The following is an 18,369-nucleotide window of genomic DNA, read 5'->3' as shown; positions in this document are numbered from 1 at the left end:
ACGACATGAAGAACGCAAACGAGACCGGCAGCGGCCTGGCGGCGCAGCCGCTGTGGCTCAACTGGGCGCTGCTCGCGGCCGCGGGTCTGGCCGCGGGGCAGGTCCTGGCCCGGGCGGGGCTGCCCGCTGGGCTCCTGATCGGGCCGATCCTGGCGGGGGCGGCCCTGGCCCAGGCGGGCAGCCCCGCGCGGATGCCGAAGCTGGCGCACCAGCTGGGGCAGGGCGTGCTCGGCTGCCTGATCGCCACGCATCTGGATGCCGAGGTGCTGGCCGGGCTCGGCCGCAACCTGCCCGTGGTCCTGGCCTTCGTCGTGCTGACCTTCGCGGCCGCCTGCATCGTCGGGCTGGCCTGCGGGCGCTGGACGGCGATCGACCGCGAGGTGTCGATCTGGGGCTTCCTGCCGGGCATGGCGGGCACCGTGATCGCCATTGCGCATGAGCGCGGGCTCGACAGCCGGCTGGTGGCGCTGATCCAGGTGGTCCGGCTGATGGTGGTGATCGCCACCATGGTGGTCGCGGCGATGTTCCTTTCGGGCGCGGCGGCGATGCCCGTCTCGCCGGGGCCGGCGCCCGATGCGGGCTCGACCCTCGCCGTGCTCGGCGCCTGCCTCGCGGGGGTGGCGGCGGCGCGGCACCTGCGCTGGTTCCCGGCCGGGGCGTCGCTGGTGCCGATGTGCCTTGCCGCGGCGATGGGCATCGCGGGCTGGAATGTCAGCCTGCCGCCCGTCCTGATCGCGCTGGCCTTCCTGGCGCTCGGCGCGCAGATCGGGCTGCGCGTCACGCCCGAGCTGGTCCGCACCGGGGTCCGGGCGCTGCCCGCGCTGGTGGCCGCCTCGCTCCTGCTGATGGCACTCTGCGCGCTTTCGGGCGGGCTGCTGTCGCTTGTTGCGGGCGTGGATCTGATGAGCGCGCTGCTGGCCACGGTGCCGGGCAGCATCGACTCGATCGCGCTGATCGCGGTCAACGCCCATGCCGACGTGACCTTCGTGATGATGCTGCAGACGCTCCGGCTCTTCGCGGTGGCGGGGCTCGGCCCCTTCGTGGCCCGCGGGCTCGTCCAGCTGACCGAGCGCCGGGCGGTGCCGCGGTGAGCAGCGCCGCGGAGATGGCGCTGCGCACCGCTTCGGACGCGGATATCGGCTTTGTCATGTCGGTGGAGCGGCTGCCGGGCTATCCCGCGCTGGTCGGCACATTCGCGGCCGGGGCGCATGCCCGCGCCATGGCCGCGCCCGGAACCCGCTATGTCATCGCGGAACAGGCCGGCCGGCCCGCGGGCTTCGCGGTGCTCCGCCAGGACGCGGAGCGGCCGAACAACGTGACGCTCGCGCGCTTCGCCATGGCCGAACGCGGCAGGGGGCTGGGCCGGGCGGCGCTCGAGGCTATCTGCCGGGAGGTCTTCGCCATGCCCGGGGTCGCGCGGATCGCGCTCGACGTGCTGCCCTCGAACCTGCCCGCGCGCCGCCTCTACGCGCGCTGCGGCTTCGCCGAGGAGGGGCTGATGCGGCAGGTGCTGCGGCTGCCCGATGGCAGCCTGGCGGATCTCCACCTGATGGCGCTCCTGCGCGCGGACTGGAGCGGTCCCTGACCGGCCGGACCGGCCAGGGCGATGCGGCGGCCTAGGCCGCGGCGGTCCAGCCCTGCGCGCGGGACAGCGCCTCGGCCTCGTCGAGCGTGACGAAGATCGGGAAGCTGAAGAGCTTCGAGGCGACCTTCTCCACGCGCTCGTGCAGGATGGCGTGCATCTTGTCGTTGGGCACGACATAGGCATAGCCCTGCACCAGCCGGTCGAGATCCCTGCGGACGCGCTTCAGCCAGACATGCGCGGCGCGGTCGTCGTCCCGGGGCTCGTCCTCGGGGTCGTGATCGGCGACGTACCACATCACGCTGAAGGGCTCGCCGCGGGCGATCAGCATGTCCATCCCCTCGGTCAGCCGCGTCACCCGGCCCGGCTCGCCGAGCTGCGGGAAGCGGATGCGGGCGACCGGCCAGTCGCGGATGTCGAAGAGATCGGGCAGGCTGTCCTGCGGGAGGGGTCCGGAGGTCATGTCTCCACCTTTGTGCTGAAATGCGCCATGAGCAGGACGAAGAGCAGGGCAAGCACCGCGAAATACCACGTCCAGTCGATGTATCTGGCCAGCTGCGCGCTCAGCAGCATGGCGACGGCGGCGATGAACCGGCCGATCCCGTAATAGGCGGCATAGTCGGTGACCGGCTGCGCCCCCCTGGCCCAGCCGAGGATCATCGCGGCATAGACGACGAAGATGCCGCCGACCGAGCCGCCGATCACCACCGCGCCGGCAAGCGCCGGACGGGTGTCGCCCAGGATCACGCCCCAGAGCATGAGCAGGATCGCCGCCAGGCTGACCGCGCCGAAGACCAGCAGGCTGCGGCGGTGGCCCGCCCGGTTCATCAGCGGGATCGCCAGGGCCGAGGCGGCGATCATCCCCGCCGGGCCGAGCGTGCCCACCACCCAGCCGATCTGGCCGAGCGGCACGCCGATCGCCACCAGCATCAGCCGGTTGAGCCCGCTTGCCGGGAAGATCACCGCGCAGATCGCCACCAGCCGCAGGAGCCGCGCGCGGCTTTCGGGGTCCCTGAGGAGCCGCAGCAGGCTGGCATGGGCGCTCTCCTCCCGCGCCGGCCGCTCGGGCAGGCCGAGGGCGAGCACCGGCAGGAGCAGCACCGCGAGAAGCGCCGCCAGGACGAGGAAGCTGGTCTCGCGTCCCCAGTCCGCGAAGCGCGCCACCAGGAGCCCGCCGCCGAACATCGAGCCCGAGGCCAGCGCCGCCAGCTTCAGCCCCGCCGCCCAGTTGCGCGCCTGCGGCGCGATCCGCTCCACCGCGAGCCCGTCGAGCGCCAGATCCATCGTCGCCATGGAGAAGGCCGCCAGGAAGCCCAGGGCGATCAGCAGGGCGATGGCATCGCCCGGCACCAGCGCGACCCCGGCCACGGCGAGGATCGTCAGCGCCTGGGTCGCCACGATCCAGCCCCGGCGCGCGCCGAAGCGCGAGACGAGGGGCAGCCGCCAGCAGTCGATCCAGGGCGCCCAGAGGAAGGCGAGCCCGAAGGGCATGTAGAACCCGTAGGCGAGCCCCGCCGCCCCGGTCCCCATCCCCGCGGCCATCAGGAGCGGCGGCAGCCCCCCCTGGATCAGCCCGAGCACGGCGCCGAAGCCCGCATAGAGCGCAGTCAGCGCGGCGAGGAGCGCGATCTGGGACGGGCCCTCGCGCGTCATGATCCGGTCGGTGACGGCCATGGCTACCACCGCCGCGTCAGCTTGAGCGAGACCGCCCGCTCGTTGCCGTAGTTGCAGAAATTGTTGCCCAGGCAGGTGACATAGGTCTCGTCGAAAAGGTTGGTGACATTGAGCTGCATGCTCATGCCGGTCCAGCCGTCGCCGAGCTGCGCCAGGTCGTAGCTGACCATCGCGTCGGCCAGGGTGTAGCTCGGCACGCGGATGCGGCTGCCGTCGCTCTGGAAGCCGCCGGTGGAGCTGCCGACATGGCGCAGGCCCGCGCCCACGGCCAGGCCCCTGAGCGCGCCCCGCTCGAAGGCGTAGTCGCTCCAGATCGAGGCGGTCTTCTCGGGCGTGCCGACCGGGCTGTGGCCGACGGCGTAGCCCTCGCCCTCGACCAGCTCGGCATCGACGGCGCCGATGGCGGCGACCACGTTCCAGTTCGGCAGGGGACGGAACTTGGCCTCGAACTCGATGCCCTGCGCCTCCGTCCGGCCGTTCTGGTACTTCTCGTTGACCGTGTTCGTGGTGATCGTGTTGTCCTGGGTGATGTCGTAGACCGCGAGGGTGAAGAGCCCGGGGAAGGCCTGCGGCGCGTATTTCACGCCGATCTCGTACTGCTCGGCGGTCAGCGGCTCGAAGGCGTCGCCCGTCGCGGTGTCGGTCCCGGCGACCGGCAGGAAGGAGGTCGACCAGCTGGCATAGGTCGAGACGCCGTTGTCGAAATTGTAGACCGCCGCCAGCCGGCCGCTCAGCTCTTCGTCGGTGACATGCGCGTCGGTCCCGGCGATCCGGTCCCTGGTGTCGGTCTCGACATGGTCGTAGCGCAGCCCCGCCCAGAGATCGACCCGGCCGATCGTGGCCTTGTCCTGCAGGTAGATGCCCGCCTGGCTCTGCTCCTGGTACTGGTCGATATACTCGCCCGGATCGGCCACCGCCTGCCCGTAGACCGGATCGAGATAGTCGATCGAGGGCGCCGCCCCGTACTGCGCCTGGTAGTCCCAGTTCAGACGCTGGTAGTTCACCCCGAACAGAAGGTCGTGCTCGACCGGCCCGGTGGCGAATTCGCCCAGCACATTGGCGTCGAGCGCGACCCCGTCGAGATCCTCCTGCGTGTCCCAAGCGTAGCGGTAGATCGTCGTGCCGGCCAGCGCATAGGGCAGCACGGAGGCGGTATCGACCGTCAGGTCGATGTAGCTGGCCTTGGCATTGAGGGTCCAGACATCGGTGAGGCGGCGCCGGAGATCGGCGGTCAGCAGGACCTGCTCGCGCTCGAACTGGTCATGCGCGGGCTCGCCGTCGAAGAAGTCCTTCGGAATGTCGGCAAAACCCGGATTGGCATAGACCGAGCCGAAAGTCGGCAGGACGCCGTAATAGCCGCCCTCGGGGTCGTGGGTGTAGCTCAGCGAGACGTTCAGCTCGGTATCCGCGTCGGGATGCCAGTTCAGCGAGGGATTGAGGAAGACGCGCTGCTCTTCGGTATGGCGGACCTGGGTGTCGGCATCCTTGAAATGGCCGATGAAGCGGTAGCTCAGCGTCTCGCTCTGCGCCACCGGGCCGGAGAGATCGACCGTCCCCTCGACGCGGTTGAAGCTGCCATAGGTCAGCGACACCTCGCCCTGCGGCGTCGCGGTCGGGCGCTTCGTGACCACGTTCACCAGCCCCCCGGCCTGGGTGCCGCCATAGATCGACGAGGACGGGCCCTTGAGCAGTTCGACCCGCTCGATGCCGGCAATGTCGATCTGCGGGATCGAGTAGCTCGACCCGCGCAGGAGCGGCAGCCCGTCGGCATAGAGCACCGATTCCGACGGCGAGCCGAAGCCGCGCATGTAGGGGATGTCGTAGCGCGTGGAAGAGCCGCGCACTTCGGCATTCACCCCCGGGGAATAGCGCAGCGCCTGCACCACGCTGGCGGCGCTCTGCGCGCGGGCCTGGTCGGCGGTGACCACCGAGACGGAGCCCGGGGTCTCGGCAATCGGGGTGTCGGTCTTGCTCAGCGTGGCGCTGCGTTCGGCGATATAGCCGTCGACCGGCCCGTTGGCCCGCTCGCCATTGACGTAGATCGGATCGAGCAGCAGCACGTCGCTGCCCGGCGCCTGCGCCTCGCCCGGAAGGATCAGCGACAGGCTGGTGGGCGAGGTGAAGCGGTAGCTGATCCCGGTGCCGCGCAGCAATTGGGCGATCGCCTGGTCGGCGGGCATGGTGCCGTTCACCGCCGCGCTGCGCAGCCCCGAGACCGCGGCCGTGTCATAGAGCACCTGCACCCCCGCGCGGTTGGCAAAGCTCAGGATGGCGCGGTTGAGATCCTGCGCCGGGATGTCGAAGCTGATCGCGCGGTCGGCCGCCGCCTCCTGCGCCGCCGCCATGCCCGCAGGCAGCGGCACCGCCATTGCCAGGCAGAGGGCGATCCGGCCCGCCATCCATGCGCTGCGCCCCGCGGCGCCCTGCCGCGATCCCGCCCGGCGCCGCACCGGCCGCCGCGGTTCGAAATATCCTGTCATGTCCCGTCCTTCATTCGCCCTTTGCCGGGCAGCGAGGGGCCGTTTTCCGGCCGTCTGAATGTAAGACGGAATTAGTCGGGTATTTCGGTAAGAAGAATTTCGACTATTTTCGTTATCGCGTGATTCCAGCGGGTTGGGCGGCGTTCCTGCGGCTCAGTAGAGCACCGTCACCATCGGCGGCAGCTGGAAGACCCCCAGATCCAGATCGCGCGCGATATGGTCCACCGCCTCGTCGATGCGGGTGATGTCGAAGACGCCGCTGACCCGCCGCGCGGCAAGGCTTGCGCTGCGGATCACGATCTTGCCATGGCGGTATCGGTTGAGCTCCTCCACCACGTCGCCCAGCGGGCGGTCGTCGAAGATCAGCAGGCCGCGGCGCCAGGCGGTGGCGAAATCCGCCGTGCCGGTCTCGACCGCGGAGAAGCCGGTCCCGGGGGCAAAGCGCACCTCGTGATCCTCCGGCAGCGTCAGCTGCTCCGGCCCCGCCGACACCCGGACCGAGTGGCGGGTGACGAGGACCGACAGGCTGTCCGGCGCGATCGCCACCATGAATTCCGTGCCGAGCGCCGTGGCGGTCACGCCCTCGGCCTCGACGACGAAGGGGCGGGGCTCGGCCTCCGTCTGCGGGGCGGCGATGAAATAGCCGGTGCCGCGCAACAGCTCGACCTTCCGCGCCGCGCCGTCATAGGCCACGCGGATCGCGCTGCCCGAGGCCAGCTCGGCCTGGCTGCCATCCGGCAGCGCCACCTCCCGCAGCCCGCCGCGCCCTGCCAGGTAGTCCGCCTGCATCAGCACGGCGGGATTGCCGTACCAGAAGGCCGTTCCCGCCACCGCCGCGATCCCGGCCAGGGCCAGCACTGCCGCCGCACGCACCAGCCGCCGCGGCCGGGCCGCCGCGGCGGGCAGCGCACCCGCCGGGGCAGGGACGAGATCGGCCGCGTCGAGCTGTCCGAGCGCGCCCCAGAGCGCCTCCGCCTCGGCGTAGGCGGCGCGCTGCAGCGGTCCCTGGGCCAGCCAGGCCGCGAACTCCGCCTCGGCCTCAGCCCGCGCCGCGCCGTCGAGCCCGGCATCGCCGAGCCGGACCACCCATGCGGCGGCCTCGGCCTCCGGGTCTTCTGCTGCGAGATCCTCGATGCTCACGTCTGGTCCCTGCCGTTCTGGGCTTGCGTCACCGGATGGGACGCCCGGGGCGCCGCACTCCGGCAAGGGTCTTGCCATCTGGTCATTGCCGCCGCCCGCGCCCGGTCCGGCCCGCCGCCGCAGGTGACGGCATCTCGCCGCCCTCCGCCAGCCGCCGGGTCACATGCAGGAGCGTCCTGGCAAGATGCTTCTGCACGGAGCTCTCCGAGATTTCCAGCCGGGCGGCCACCTCGCGGTAGCTCAGCCCCTCGATCCGGGCGAGCAGGAAGATCTGGCGGCTGCGCAGCGGCAGGTCCCGCAGCGCCGCCGCGAGCAGCTGCAGCCGTTCGCGGTCCAGCGTCGCCTGTTCCTGGTCGGGCCGGTCGTCGGTGAGATGGTCCATCACCTCCGGCCCCGGCGTGTCGACCCGCGCGCGCCCCTGCTGGCGCAGGTAGTCGACCATCAGGTTATGCGCCGTGCGGTAGAGATAGGACCGCACATTGCCGATCACCTCGCCGGTCTCGCCGCCGCGCTGCATGAAGCGCAGGAAGGTCTCCTGCGTCAGGTCGGCGGCAACCTCGGGGTCGCGGATCTTGCGGGTGAGATAGGATTCGAGCTCGCCGCGATGGGAGGTGAAGAGCCGCTGAACCGGATTGTCTGCCACTGTCCCCGCATCCCTGACATCAACTCCGGCTCTGTGATGTTGGCGACGGGACCTGAGAGGACAGGCGCGAAAGCTGTGCGAAGGCCGGCGTGCCATTTAAACCGCATCCCCCGGAGCACTGCAAGACCGGGGCGCCCGGCAGGACCGCGGGACAATGGCGGCCCGCCGCCGGGTCAGGGATTCCGCTATCCGGCCCGGCGGCCCTGTCGCGCTACGGTCACCAAGCGGGTGTACTCCGCCGCGCAGGGCAGACAGGCCGGAGCAGGACGATGATCGAGATAGTCGAGGAGGGCGGGCGCTTCGTGGTGCGCGACCGGGAGCAGGCAACGGGCGTGCCGGTGACGGTGCGCTTCGGCCCCGAAGCCGAAGCGCGGGAATTCGCGGCGCTCTGGCAGGACTGGATCCGCACCGAGCGCGCCCGCCGCGCAGGACTGGACCCGGCAGCCTAGCGCCGCCATCCGGCGGGACCGCGGCACGGATCGCGCATCGCGGGGCAGGGCGCTGTCCGGCCCCGCGGCAGCGCCGTTTCGGGCCCCCGGCCGGAGCGGGGACGCGCGAGGCCGAGCAGGACCGCGCACCCTTGGGGAGGCCTTCCGCGATGCCTCTGCATGACGGCTATTCCCTTAGTGCAACACTACTTTTCTTGAGAAGTTTTCATTTTGCCTATACGGTGTGCATATCAGCGGGCGATGCGAGGAAGCTCTCATCACCTTCTGTTTCCCTGTTGGACTAGGGCCGAGCTTGTCTCGGCCTTTTTTTTGTCCGGAGCCCGGGCAGACCGGTAGTGCAGACGGTCCTGCGTCCCGGATGTCCGCTACGGAAAGCCGGACCGGCCGGAGGGCCCCGAGGCGAAGGGCGGCTGCAGGAAGATGCCCGGCCCGGGCCATGTGCAGGCCGCCGCAGCCAGGCGGGTCGCCCTGGCTTGCTCCGGTCCATCGGCGGCAAGGCCGCTCGCACCGGGGCCGCCCCGCGCCGTCAGCCCAGGGTCAGACGCACCAGCAGCCCGCCGCCCTCGCGGCCGAGAAGCTCGAGGCTTCCCTCGGCCTCGGAGACGAGGCGCTGCACGATCGCCAGGCCCAGCCCCGCGCCGCCCAGATCGCGGCTGCGCGAAACCTCGAGCCGGACGAAGGGCTCTAGCACCCGCGCGCGCTCCGCGGGCGGAATGCCGGGGCCGCGATCGGCGATCTCGAGGCAGAGCGCGTCGCCCTGGCGCTGCGCGCTGAGCTCGCCGCCGCCGCCATAGCGGCGGGCATTCTCCAGGAGGTTGTCGAGGATGCGCCCCAGCGCCTGCGCCGAAAGCGGGACCTCGGGCAGGTCCGGGCCGAGCTGCAGCCGCTCCGGGCCGAGCCCGTGCCGCTCGGCCCGGGCCGCCAGGACCGGCGCCGGATCGCAGCGCTCGGCCGGGCCCCGTGCCGCGGCGGAGGTGCCGATGAAGTCGATCGTGTCCTCCATCAGCGCCTCCATCTCGTCCATGTCGGTCACGGCGCGGTCGCGCTGGGGATGCTCGGGCATCATCTCCAGCCGCAGCCGCAGCCGGGTCAGGTAGGTGCGCAGGTCGTGGGAGATCGCCGCCAGCGCCAGCGTGCGGCTGGCGATCAGCGCGGCATTGCGGGCCTGCATCCGGTTGATCTCGCGGGTCACGACGCGGATCTCGGGCGCGCCGGCCTCGGGGATCGCCACGGCCGGCGCACGGCCGCTGTCGCGGGCCACCATCGCCGCCAGCCGCCGCAGCGGGCGCAGCTCGCGCTGGACGGCCAGCACCGCGGCGAGCGCCACGAAAAGCCCCACGAGCCCGACGAAGAAGCCCAAGGGCATGCCGAGCACGCGCAGGGTCGGGCCCTCGTCGACCCGGATCCGCAGCACGCCGCCGTCCTCGAGCCGGACCCAGACCTGCAGATGGCGGTCCTCGCGCGAGGGACCGGCCACGACGACATCCGTGCTCAGCTTCTGCGCGGCGAGCTTCAGGCGCAGCAATTCGGCGGGCCGGGCGAACTTCGCCGTCGACGCGGCGGGCATGCTGCCGACAAGCTCGAACCCGGCCTCCGCGCCCCCGGCCGCGGCCAGGATCTCCTGCCGCGCGCCCTGGTCCGGGGCGGCGTCGAGCAGCCGGACCAGGGCGGCGGCCTGGGCCGCGATGCTGCCGGTCCCGCCGGGGCCGGTTCCGGCCGCGGGGCGGGCCACCGTGTAGAAGGCCGCCATCGCCATGAGCTGAACCCCGAAAAGCGCGGCCGCCACGATCAGCATGACGCGGGTGACCATCGTCAGGCCGGGAAGTCCGGAACCTGGCCTCATGCCGGGTCGGCCGCGACGGTCAGCAGGTAGCCGGCATTGCGCACCGTGCGGATCAGCTGCAGGCCGCCGGGCAGCGCCGGCGCCAGGCGCGCGCGAAGCCGCGACATGGTCACGTCGATCGTGCGGTCGAACGGGTCATGGTCGCGCCCGCGGGTCAGATCGAGCAGCAGGTCGCGCGTCAGGACCCGGCGCGGCCGGTCGAGAAAGCAGGCCAAGAGGTCGAATTCCGCCGTCGTCAGCCCCAGATCGGTGCCGCCGGCATCCAGAACCTGGCGGGCGTCGAGATCGACGACCAGCCCGGCGAGCCGCAGCTGCCGCCGGGCCGGCGGCGCGGCCTGGGCCGCCGCCCGGCGCAGGATCGCGCGGATCCGGGCCAGGAGCTCGCGCGGGTTGAAGGGCTTGCAGAGATAGTCGTCGGCGCCGAGCTCCAGCCCGACGATCCGGTCGACATCGTCGCGCCGCGCCGTGAGCATCAGGATCGCCAGATCGGGCCGGTCGCGGCGCAGCCGCCGGCAGATCGACAGCCCGTCCTCGCCGGGCAGCATGATGTCGAGGATCACGATATCGGGCCCGCCGCCGGGGCGCAGCCGCGCCAGCGCCGCGTCGAGATCGCTGCCGCTGGTCACGGCGGTCACGTCGAAGCCCTCGCCGCCGAGATAGTCGGTCAGCAAGACGCGGATTTCGGGGTCGTCCTCGACGATCATCAGGCGGTGGCGGTCCATGGGCGGCATGATGGGACAGCGCGGCGGGACCGGCAATCGCCCTCGGGCGGCCGTTACAAATTGATACATTGGCGCAATCCCCGCGAAAACCGCGAGGGCGAAAGTGGCGTCGGTCGATCGGCGGCTGCCATCGGGGCAGCCTCCCGCAACCAAGGAGACATTGACGTGCTACGCAGACCCTTCCGCCCTGTCCTTGCCGCTGCCATGCTGCTTCTGGCAGTCCCTGCGGCGAGCTTCGCCCAGACCGTGCAGGAGGCGGCCCGGAACGTGGCTTCGGCCTGCGAACCCGATGTCGCGGAGTTCTGCAGCGCGGCAAGCGGCCGGCGCGAAGTCGGCCAGTGCCTGTCGGAGCACAAGGACAGCCTCTCGGTCGCCTGCCAGGACGCCGTGGCAACGCTGCAGTCGCTGCGCGGCCAATGAGGATTCCCGGCCGTCCGCTCCGGGCATGCCTCCAGTCAGCGGGGCTGGCGGCCGGGATCGCGGCGCTGTCCGGGGCGCAGGCCCTGGCAGCGCCGCCCGAGCTGGCCGTGGCCGCGACCGAGATGCGCGCGCTTCAGGCCTACTACACCACCAGCGGAACGGCGGCCGCGTCGCTCCAGGTGGATCTGGTAGCCCGGGTTCCGGGCTACCTGCGCGCGGCGGATGCCGCGGACGGCACGCGAGTCGGGGAGGGCGATGAGCTGTTCCTGATCGAGCCGGAGCCCTACCGGGCCCAGCTCGGTCAGGCGCAGGCCGCACTCGACAGCGCACGGGCGCAGCTCGCCTATGCCGAGACCCAGCTGGCGCGGCAGAAGGCGCTCCGGGCGCGCGACGTCACCGACCAGTCCTCGCTCGACCAGGCGCAGGCCACCCGGGACGAGGCCGCCGCCGCCGAGAAGAACGCCGAAGCCGGGCTGCGCACCGCCGAGCTGGAGCTGGGCTACACCAGCGTGCGCGCGCCCTTCGGCGGCGTCATGGCCGCCCGCACCGCCGATCCGGGCGCCTATGTCGGCGCCAATGGCGCCCAGACGCTGGCCACGCTCTACCAGACCGATCCGATCGAGGTGCAGTTCACCGTCTCGGAGACCGACATGCTGCGGCTGCGCGCGGCGCTGCGTGCCGAGGGGCTGCCCTTTCCCGGGACGGGACCGGTGCGGATCGAGGCCGGGACCGGCCGCGGCGGCGGGGACTATCCGCTTGCGGGGTCGGTCAGCTACCTGGCTCCGGCCGCGACCGAGGGCACGGGCACCTTCGCGCTGCGCGCCACCTTCGCCAATCCCGACGGCGCGGTGATGCCCGGCACCTTCGTGCGGCTGCGCCTGCCGCTCGGTCCGCCGCGGCCGCGCATGCTGGTGCCCACCGCGGCGATCGGCACCGATCTGCAGGGCCGCTACGTGCTGGCGGTCGAAGACGGCGTGCTGCGGCGCGTGGCGGTCGAGCCGGGGCCCGCGCAGGGCGGCATGACCGAGCTCGAGACGCCGGTCGAAACCGGGGAGGGCGTCGCGGCGAATGTCGCCGCCGCGCCCCCGGCCGGGACGGCCGTCACGCCGCGTCCCGCCGCCGGGGCCGACTCCGACTCCGGCTCCTGACACCGCCTGCCGAAAGCCCGCCATGTTCTCGCGCTTCTTCATCGCCCGGCCCGTCCTGGCCAATGTCATCGCGCTGGTCGCCGTGCTCGCCGGGGCGGTCGCGCTGCTGCGGCTGCCGGTGGCGCAGTATCCCGACGTGGTGCCGCCGACCATCCAGGTCAGCACCCGCTATCCCGGCGCCTCCGCCCAGACCCTGGCCGAGACCGTCGGCCAGGTGGTCGAGAGCGCGGTCAACGGCACGCCCGGCATGCTCTACATGCAGTCGACCAGCAGCAATGACGGCAGCTACGCGCTGACCGTCACCTTCGCGGTCGGCACCGATCCGCAGCGCGCGCAGGTCGATGTGCAGAACGCGCTCGCCCCTGTGGAGGCGCAGCTGCCCGAGGCGGTGCAGCGCCAGGGGCTGCGGGTGCGGCAGCGCTCCTCGGCGATCCTCGAATTCATCGCCCTGACGGCAGGGGACGGCGCGGCCGACAGCCTCTACCTGTCGAACTACGCCCGCATCCACCTGGCCGATCCGCTGCAGCGCGTGCCCGGCGTCGGCGACGTGACGATCTTCGGGGCGGGCGACTACGCGATGCGGATCTGGCTCGACCCCGAGCGGATGCGCGCCCGCGGCCTGTCGGTGGCCGCCGTCACCCAGGCGATCCAGGCGCAGAGCCAGACCGGCGGGGCAGGCGCCATCGGCGCGCCGCCCCAGCCGGAGGAAACCGGCCAGCAGGTGCCGATCACCGTCGAGGGGCGGCTGAACGCGCTCGGCGGCATGGCCGGGCTGGTTCTGAAGACCGACGCGGCGACCGGCGGGGTGACCCGGCTGGAGGACGTTGCGCGGATCGAGCTCGGCGCGCGCTCCTACGGCCAGATCTTCCGCCTCGACGGCCAGCCTGCCGCGGCCATCGCGATCAGCCAGCTGCCGGGGGCGAATGCGCTGGAAGTGGCAGAGGCGGTCAATGCGCGGATGGAGGAGCTGGCCCGCGGCCTGCCCGAGGGGGTCGCCTGGTCGGTGCCCTTCGACACCACCGCCTTCGTCTCGGCGGCGATGGACACCGTATGGGAGACCCTGGCCGAGGCCTTCGTGATCGTCATCGCGGTGATCCTGCTTTTCCTGCAGGACTGGCGCGCGGTGCTGGTGCCCGCGACGACCGTGCCGGTGACGCTGATGGGGGCGCTGGCGGCGATGGCGGCGATGGGCTTCACGCTCAACATGTCGACGCTCTTCGCGCTGGTGCTGGCGATCGGCATCGTGGTCGACGACGCCATCGTGATCGTCGAGGGCACGGCGCGTCACCTGGCCCGCGGCCTGCCCGGGCGCGAGGCGGCGGGCCGCGCCATGGACGAGCTCTCCGGCCCGATCGCCGGGATCACGCTGGTGCTGGCGGCGGTGTTCCTGCCCGCGGCCTTCCTGCCGGGGCTGACCGGGCGGATGTACCAGCAATTCGCGCTGGTCATCGCCGCGACGGCGGTGATCTCGGCCGTCAACGCGGTCACGCTGAAGCCGGTGCAGGCGGCGCTCTGGATGCGGCCGCCGCGGCCCGCGGCGGAGAGGAATGCCGTCTTCCGCGGGTTCGAGCGGGGCTTCGCGCGGCTCGAGCGCGGCTATGCCCGGCTGCTGGCGCGGCTCCTGCGCCGCTGGGGCGCGGGCACGGCGGCGGCGCTGCTGGTGGCCGGGCTCGCCATCTTCGGGCTCTCGAAAGTGCCGGGCGGCTTCCTGCCGCTCGAGGACCAGGGCTATTTCATCGTCTCGCTGCAGCTCGCCCCCGGCGCCTCGCTGGAGCGCACCGACCGCGCGCTGGAAGAGGCGGGCAGGCGGCTTGCCGCGGTGCCGGGCGTCGACAAGGTGCTGACCGTTGCCGGGGTCTCGGTGACCGACGGCAATGCGGCGCTGCCCTCGGCGGGGCTCGCCTATGTGGTGCTGGAGCCCTGGGACGCGCGCGGCCGCGCCCTGTCGCTGGCGCCGATGTACCAGCGGCTGAGCCAGGCGCTGGCCGGGCTTCCCGACGGCGCGGCGCTGGTCGTCCCGCCGCCCTCGATCCAGGGCATCGGCGCGACCGGCGGGCTCTCTGCCATGGTCAGCCTGACCGATGGCAGCGGCGACACGGCCCGGCTGGCGGAGCTGACCGGCGCGGTGATCGAGCGCGCCCGCGCCGCCGATCCGGCGATGGTGGGGCTGCGCAGCACGACCGGCTTCGCCGCGCCGCGGATCGACATCGCGCTCGACCGGGTGCGGGCCGCGCGGCTGGGCGTCTCCGCGGATGACGTCTTCACCACGATCTCGGGCTATCTGGGCTCGGCCTATGTCAACCAGTTCAGCTGGTTCGGCCAGACCTTCCAGGTCTACCTGCAGGCCGAGGGCAGCGCGCGCCAGCTGGAACGGCAGATCGGCCGTCTCAGCGTGCCGAATGCCGACGGCCAGGCGGTGCCGCTCTCCGAGCTGGTGACGATCGCGCCGGCGGTCGCGCCGCCCCTGCTGACGCGTTTCGACAATGCCCCGGCTGCGGCGCTTCTCGGCCAGATCCGCGGCATCAGCTCGGGCAAGGCGATGGAGCTGGTCGCGCAATCCGCCGGCCAGGCCCTGCCGCCGGGCACCGCGGCGCTCGACTGGACCGGGCTGAGCTACCAGGAGGAGATCGCGGGCGGGCAGATCTACTGGGTCTTCGGGCTGGCGCTGGTGCTGATCTACCTGGTGCTGGCGGGGCAGTACGAAAGCTGGCTGCTGCCGCTGGCGGTGATCCTCTCGGTGCCGCTGGCGCTCGCGGGGACGGTGGCGGCGCTGCTCGGGCTGGGGCTGGCGAACACGCTCTACACCCAGATCGGGATCATCCTGCTGGTGGCGCTGGCGGCGAAGAACGCCATCCTGATCGTCGAATTCGCCCGCGACCTCGGCCGGGACGGGCACGGCCACGCGGCGGCGGCACTGCGCGCCGGGCGGCTGCGGCTGCGGCCGATCATGATGACCTCGCTGACCTTCATCCTCGGCATGCTGCCGCTGGTCTTCGTCACCGGCGCGGGCTCCTCCGCCTCGAAGTCGATCGGCGTCGCGGTGGTCTCGGGGATGCTGGTGCAGACCCTTCTGGCGATCTTCGCGGTGCCGGTGCTCTTCGTCGCGCTGGCCCGGCTGGAGGCGCGCCTGCGCCGCAACCCCGCCACGCAGCCCGCCTGAGCCCGGCGCTCAGCCGCCGGCGGCCGCGCGCTCGCGCAGATCGGCGACGCGTTCGGCGCCAAGGCGGCCCGCCGCGCGCTCCGCGTCCAGCGCGGCGTCGAACCCGGCGATATCCGCGGCCGGATCCGGCAGGCCCAGATGCCGCGCCGCCAGCCGGACGGAGCGCTCTGGCGCTGCCATGCGCGCGGGCGGCGCCGCGGCATCGGCCAGCTCGGCCGAATAGTCCAGGAGGGCGAAATCGAGCGCGTAGATCTCCTGCGCCAGCCGGATCTCGCGCGGCCCGAAGAATTCCGCCAGCCGGCTGTTCGCCGAGGTCGCGTGGTGCCGCCCCGTGCCCGCGGTCGCGTCCTCTTGCGGGGCGCCGTAGTAGCGCCGCTTCATCTCGGCGAAATCCGCGTCGAAGCGCTCGAAGGCGCCGAGGAAGTCGTAGGAGACATCGCCGATCATCAGAAGGCGCGTCTGGCGGGCGAAATGGATGTCGCGCTCGGCATCGGGAATGGCCGCCAGCGCCTGCAGGAAGGTCGCGAAATCGATCCGCGCGTCGGGCGCGAAGCCGAGCCGGGGCAGGTGGCGCGGGCGCTCCCACTCGTTCCGGACGATCTTGTCGAGATAGCCCGAGAGCACGCGGGTGAAGGGGTTGCGGGTGAAGCCGAAGCGGCGGACCGGTCCCGCCAGGGTCGCCCAGCGGTCGGCGATCTTCAGCGCCGAGAGGCGCGGCAGCGGCGAGGCGTCGCGGTCATGCACCACGGCCGGGACGGTGCCCGCGCGCGACTGCATATAGGCCTTGATCGCGGTGCAGGCGACTTTCGGCGTCTCGATATAGGCGATGCCGCGGGCCAGGTCGGGATTGACGAGATAGTCGAGCTGGCGCCCGTTCACGCCGAGCCTGGCCGAGAGCCCGGCCAGCGGGACCCGTTTCTTCGCAGGCTGTCTTGCGGTTCTGTCCAAGCGCTCCGATCTCCCCTTCGCGGCAGTCCGGGGCGGATGCTGGAGGCTCGCGCGCCCGGACGCAAGAGGTCAGGTCCCCGCAGGCCGCCGCCGGTCAGGACAGCGCGGGCGGCGCTTCCGGGTTGAGGCGCGCCCCGGCAGATGGCAGACATTCGGCCGGGGCTTGAAGCCGGGACTTGAAGAGGGCGGAAACGGCACATGGACTGCATCCTGCATATCGGGACCGCGAAGACGGGCACGACCATCCTGCAGAACTGGCTCTACCGCAACCGGGCGCAGCTCGGCGCGCAGGGCGTCTACCTGTCGGAGCGGCTGGGGATGACGAACAACCGGCTCCTCCCGGCCTATTTCCGCAAGGAGCTCGACGACTGGGCCAGGCGCGAGCGCATCGCGACGCAGGCGGCCAAGGCGGCCTATTTCGACGGCTTCCTCGAGGGGCTCTCGGCCGAGATCGCCGCGGCCTCCGCAACCCATGCGCAGTTCGCCATCACCAGCGAGCATCTGCAATCGAGAATGACGGAGCGCGACGAGGTCGAGGCGCTGCGCGACTTCCTCGCCGGGCAGTTCGCGCGGGTCAAGGTGGTCTGCTATTTCCGCAACCAGTTCGACATTGCCGTCTCGCTCTACAGCACGGCGCTGAAGATATCGGCGGTCGCGGATTTCGACGCCTTCCTCGACCAGGCGCGGCCGGAGAACCCCTTTTTCAACCACGCCCGGATCGCCGATCTCTGGAGCGGCGTCTTCGGCCGGGAGAACTGCGATTTCCGCATCTACGACCGCGGCAGCTTCCTCGGCGGCGACATCCGCAGGGATTTCCTCGCCGCCATCGACCCGGCGCTGGATTTTGCCGCGCTCGATGCCGAGGTCGGCACCGCCAACGAGTCGATCTCGCTGCTCGAGGCCGCGGCCTTCCGCCGGATCAACCTCGCCTTCCCCTACTGGGCGGAGGACAATGGCGGGGTCGATCCGGTCAACCTGCAGGCAAAGCGGCGCTTCCAGAGGCTCGACGCCCTGAAGGCGGGCAGGCAGAGCCCTGGGCGGCGGCGCGAGATCGAGGACAGGTTCCGCGACGCGAACAGCGATTTCTTCGGCCGGTATTTCGGCTGCGGAAACCGCTTTGCCTCGGCGGCGGAGCCCCCCGAAGCGGCCGGGATGGTGCCGGTGGAGGAGGTGGCGCGGATCGTCGACCAGACGCTCGAGGCGGCGTTCGGCCTGGTCGCCGCCACGCTGCGCGACCGCGATGCCGACGCGTTGCGCGACATTGCCTCGAAGATCGCCCGCGGGGACGGGACCTCGCTCGAGGACGCGCTGGCGCTGATGAAGCTGGCCAGGCGCGCCCGGCCGAACGGGCCCCATATCGCACGGATGGTTGAGGAGTGGTCGGCGCGTCTCGCCGGAGAGTAGGCCCTCCGGGGGGCGTCACGGCCGGCGCCGCCCGCCCGCAGAACGTCCGGTTCGCCGCGCGCCGGGCCGCCTCCGCAGAGGGACAGCCCCGGAGCCCCCGGCGGAGCCCGCTGACGCCGCAAGCACGTCCGGCCGCCGGGAGGATCGCCTTCGGGACAGCTCGGCTCCGGCAGTATCGCAGCAGAGCGCAGGCAAGGTCTGGCGGGAAGAGGCGCCTGCGGAACCGCATGTGGTTGGGCGACGAGTTCCGGCCGCTTCGGAAGCGTCTCCCCTGGTGCGCCGCCTCCCCGGAAGCGGCGACCTCCCGAAGCGCCCGAAATGCAGGCAGGCGGGCTTGCTGGCCCAGGGCCCGCGGAGCCGCCGGGCCCGGCCGGACTGATCTCCGGACGCCCCCACCTCCGGCAGCGCATCGCGTCACTTCCCCGGCGCGATCCTTCGAGATGCCCGGAACGCCGGAAGCAACGGTCGCCTCGGCGGATGGCGGCCTCCGATCTGGCGGCGGCTTTGCCGCCATGGCGCCGGCCCGGGCGCCGTGCCATCTCCGGGCGGTGCCGCCCCGTTTCGCGGCCTATGGCAGAAATCCGGGCGGGCTGGACTGCGACGGACCTGTACGGGAGCGGAACAAGCCCCGGGCCGCGCTGCAGAGCCGTCTTCGGCATCCACCGCCACCGCTGGGCCCTCGCGGCCCGGTACGTTCCGCGCATCTGGACCCGGGCGGGCACGAGGTCGCTGTCGTTGACAAGCAGCAGGATGCTG

15 protein-coding genes are annotated in these 18,369 nt (G+C 72.0%); 7 read left to right on the top strand and 8 right to left on the bottom strand.

Translation table 11 applies throughout. The features are described 5' to 3' along the window. The first annotated feature begins 5 nt into the window (after nucleotides 1-5). A complete protein-coding gene (locus tag FGX59_RS00175) occupies nucleotides 6-1,091 on the top strand; it encodes an AbrB family transcriptional regulator (RefSeq protein WP_138464246.1) in 1,086 nt (361 codons plus the stop codon). Next, a complete protein-coding gene (locus tag FGX59_RS00170; RefSeq protein WP_206078257.1) occupies nucleotides 1,088-1,585 on the top strand; it encodes a GNAT family N-acetyltransferase in 498 nt (165 codons plus the stop codon). Before FGX59_RS00175 ends, FGX59_RS00170 begins: the two co-directional genes overlap by 4 nt. A gap of 31 nt (nucleotides 1,586-1,616) precedes the next feature. On the opposite strand, the gene FGX59_RS00165 is transcribed toward FGX59_RS00170, so the two are convergent. From FGX59_RS00165 to FGX59_RS00145, 5 genes are all read right to left on the bottom strand, one after another. Then, on the bottom strand, nucleotides 1,617-2,045 hold the full coding sequence (locus tag FGX59_RS00165) for a hypothetical protein (protein ID WP_138464245.1): 429 nt from the start codon (nucleotides 2,043-2,045) through the stop codon (nucleotides 1,617-1,619). Further along, complete coding sequence (locus FGX59_RS00160) at nucleotides 2,042-3,256, bottom strand: hypothetical protein (RefSeq protein WP_138464244.1); 1,215 nt, start codon at nucleotides 3,254-3,256, stop codon at nucleotides 2,042-2,044. Before FGX59_RS00160 ends, FGX59_RS00165 begins: the two co-directional genes overlap by 4 nt. A 2-nt stretch (nucleotides 3,257-3,258) precedes the next feature. Continuing rightward, entirely contained in the window at nucleotides 3,259-5,736 is a 2,478-nt protein-coding gene (locus tag FGX59_RS00155; RefSeq protein WP_138464243.1) for a TonB-dependent siderophore receptor, read from the bottom strand. 153 nt (nucleotides 5,737-5,889) lie between these two features. Further along, nucleotides 5,890-6,876, bottom strand: a complete 987-nt coding sequence (locus FGX59_RS00150) for a FecR family protein (protein ID WP_171060432.1) — start codon at nucleotides 6,874-6,876, stop codon at nucleotides 5,890-5,892. Between the two features lie 82 nt (nucleotides 6,877-6,958). Then, complete coding sequence (locus FGX59_RS00145) at nucleotides 6,959-7,519, bottom strand: RNA polymerase sigma factor (RefSeq protein WP_240722189.1); 561 nt, start codon at nucleotides 7,517-7,519, stop codon at nucleotides 6,959-6,961. 269 nt (nucleotides 7,520-7,788) lie between these two features. Between FGX59_RS00145 and FGX59_RS00140 the strand changes: the two genes are divergently transcribed. Further along, complete coding sequence (locus FGX59_RS00140; RefSeq protein ID WP_138464240.1) at nucleotides 7,789-7,968, top strand: hypothetical protein; 180 nt, start codon at nucleotides 7,789-7,791, stop codon at nucleotides 7,966-7,968. Nucleotides 7,969-8,494: 526 nt separating this feature from the next. Here FGX59_RS00140 and FGX59_RS00135 read toward each other — a convergent pair. Next, nucleotides 8,495-9,811, bottom strand: a complete 1,317-nt coding sequence (locus FGX59_RS00135; protein ID WP_138464239.1) for an ATP-binding protein — start codon at nucleotides 9,809-9,811, stop codon at nucleotides 8,495-8,497. After that, entirely contained in the window at nucleotides 9,808-10,533 is a 726-nt protein-coding gene (locus tag FGX59_RS00130) for a response regulator (protein ID WP_138464238.1), read from the bottom strand. The genes FGX59_RS00135 and FGX59_RS00130 overlap by 4 nt, the downstream gene beginning before the upstream one ends. A gap of 165 nt (nucleotides 10,534-10,698) precedes the next feature. On the opposite strand from FGX59_RS00130, the gene FGX59_RS00125 reads away from it, so the two are divergent. The 3 genes from FGX59_RS00125 to FGX59_RS00115 are packed head-to-tail and all read left to right on the top strand — an operon-like array spanning nucleotide 10,699 to nucleotide 15,261. Further along, complete coding sequence (locus FGX59_RS00125) at nucleotides 10,699-10,953, top strand: hypothetical protein (RefSeq protein ID WP_138464237.1); 255 nt, start codon at nucleotides 10,699-10,701, stop codon at nucleotides 10,951-10,953. Continuing rightward, nucleotides 10,950-12,101, top strand: a complete 1,152-nt coding sequence (locus tag FGX59_RS00120; protein ID WP_138464236.1) for an efflux RND transporter periplasmic adaptor subunit — start codon at nucleotides 10,950-10,952, stop codon at nucleotides 12,099-12,101. The genes FGX59_RS00125 and FGX59_RS00120 overlap by 4 nt, the downstream gene beginning before the upstream one ends. A 22-nt stretch (nucleotides 12,102-12,123) precedes the next feature. Next, nucleotides 12,124-15,261, top strand: a complete 3,138-nt coding sequence (locus FGX59_RS00115) for an efflux RND transporter permease subunit (protein ID WP_138464235.1) — start codon at nucleotides 12,124-12,126, stop codon at nucleotides 15,259-15,261. Nucleotides 15,262-15,270: 9 nt separating this feature from the next. Here the strand turns inward: FGX59_RS00115 and FGX59_RS00110 are convergent, their stop codons facing one another. Continuing rightward, nucleotides 15,271-16,209: a sulfotransferase family protein gene (locus tag FGX59_RS00110; RefSeq protein WP_138464234.1), complete on the bottom strand. Its 939-nt coding sequence runs from the start codon at nucleotides 16,207-16,209 to the stop codon at nucleotides 15,271-15,273. Nucleotides 16,210-16,407: 198 nt separating this feature from the next. On the opposite strand from FGX59_RS00110, the gene FGX59_RS00105 reads away from it, so the two are divergent. After that, nucleotides 16,408-17,613: a hypothetical protein gene (locus tag FGX59_RS00105; protein WP_138464233.1), complete on the top strand. Its 1,206-nt coding sequence runs from the start codon at nucleotides 16,408-16,410 to the stop codon at nucleotides 17,611-17,613. Nucleotides 17,614-18,369 lie beyond the last annotated feature (756 nt).

The sequence above is a fragment of the Poseidonocella sp. HB161398 genome (assembly GCF_005870025.1).
Classification (GTDB): Bacteria; Pseudomonadota; Alphaproteobacteria; order Rhodobacterales; family Rhodobacteraceae; genus Mangrovicoccus.
This window is presented reverse-complemented; position numbering and strand designations above follow the sequence as displayed.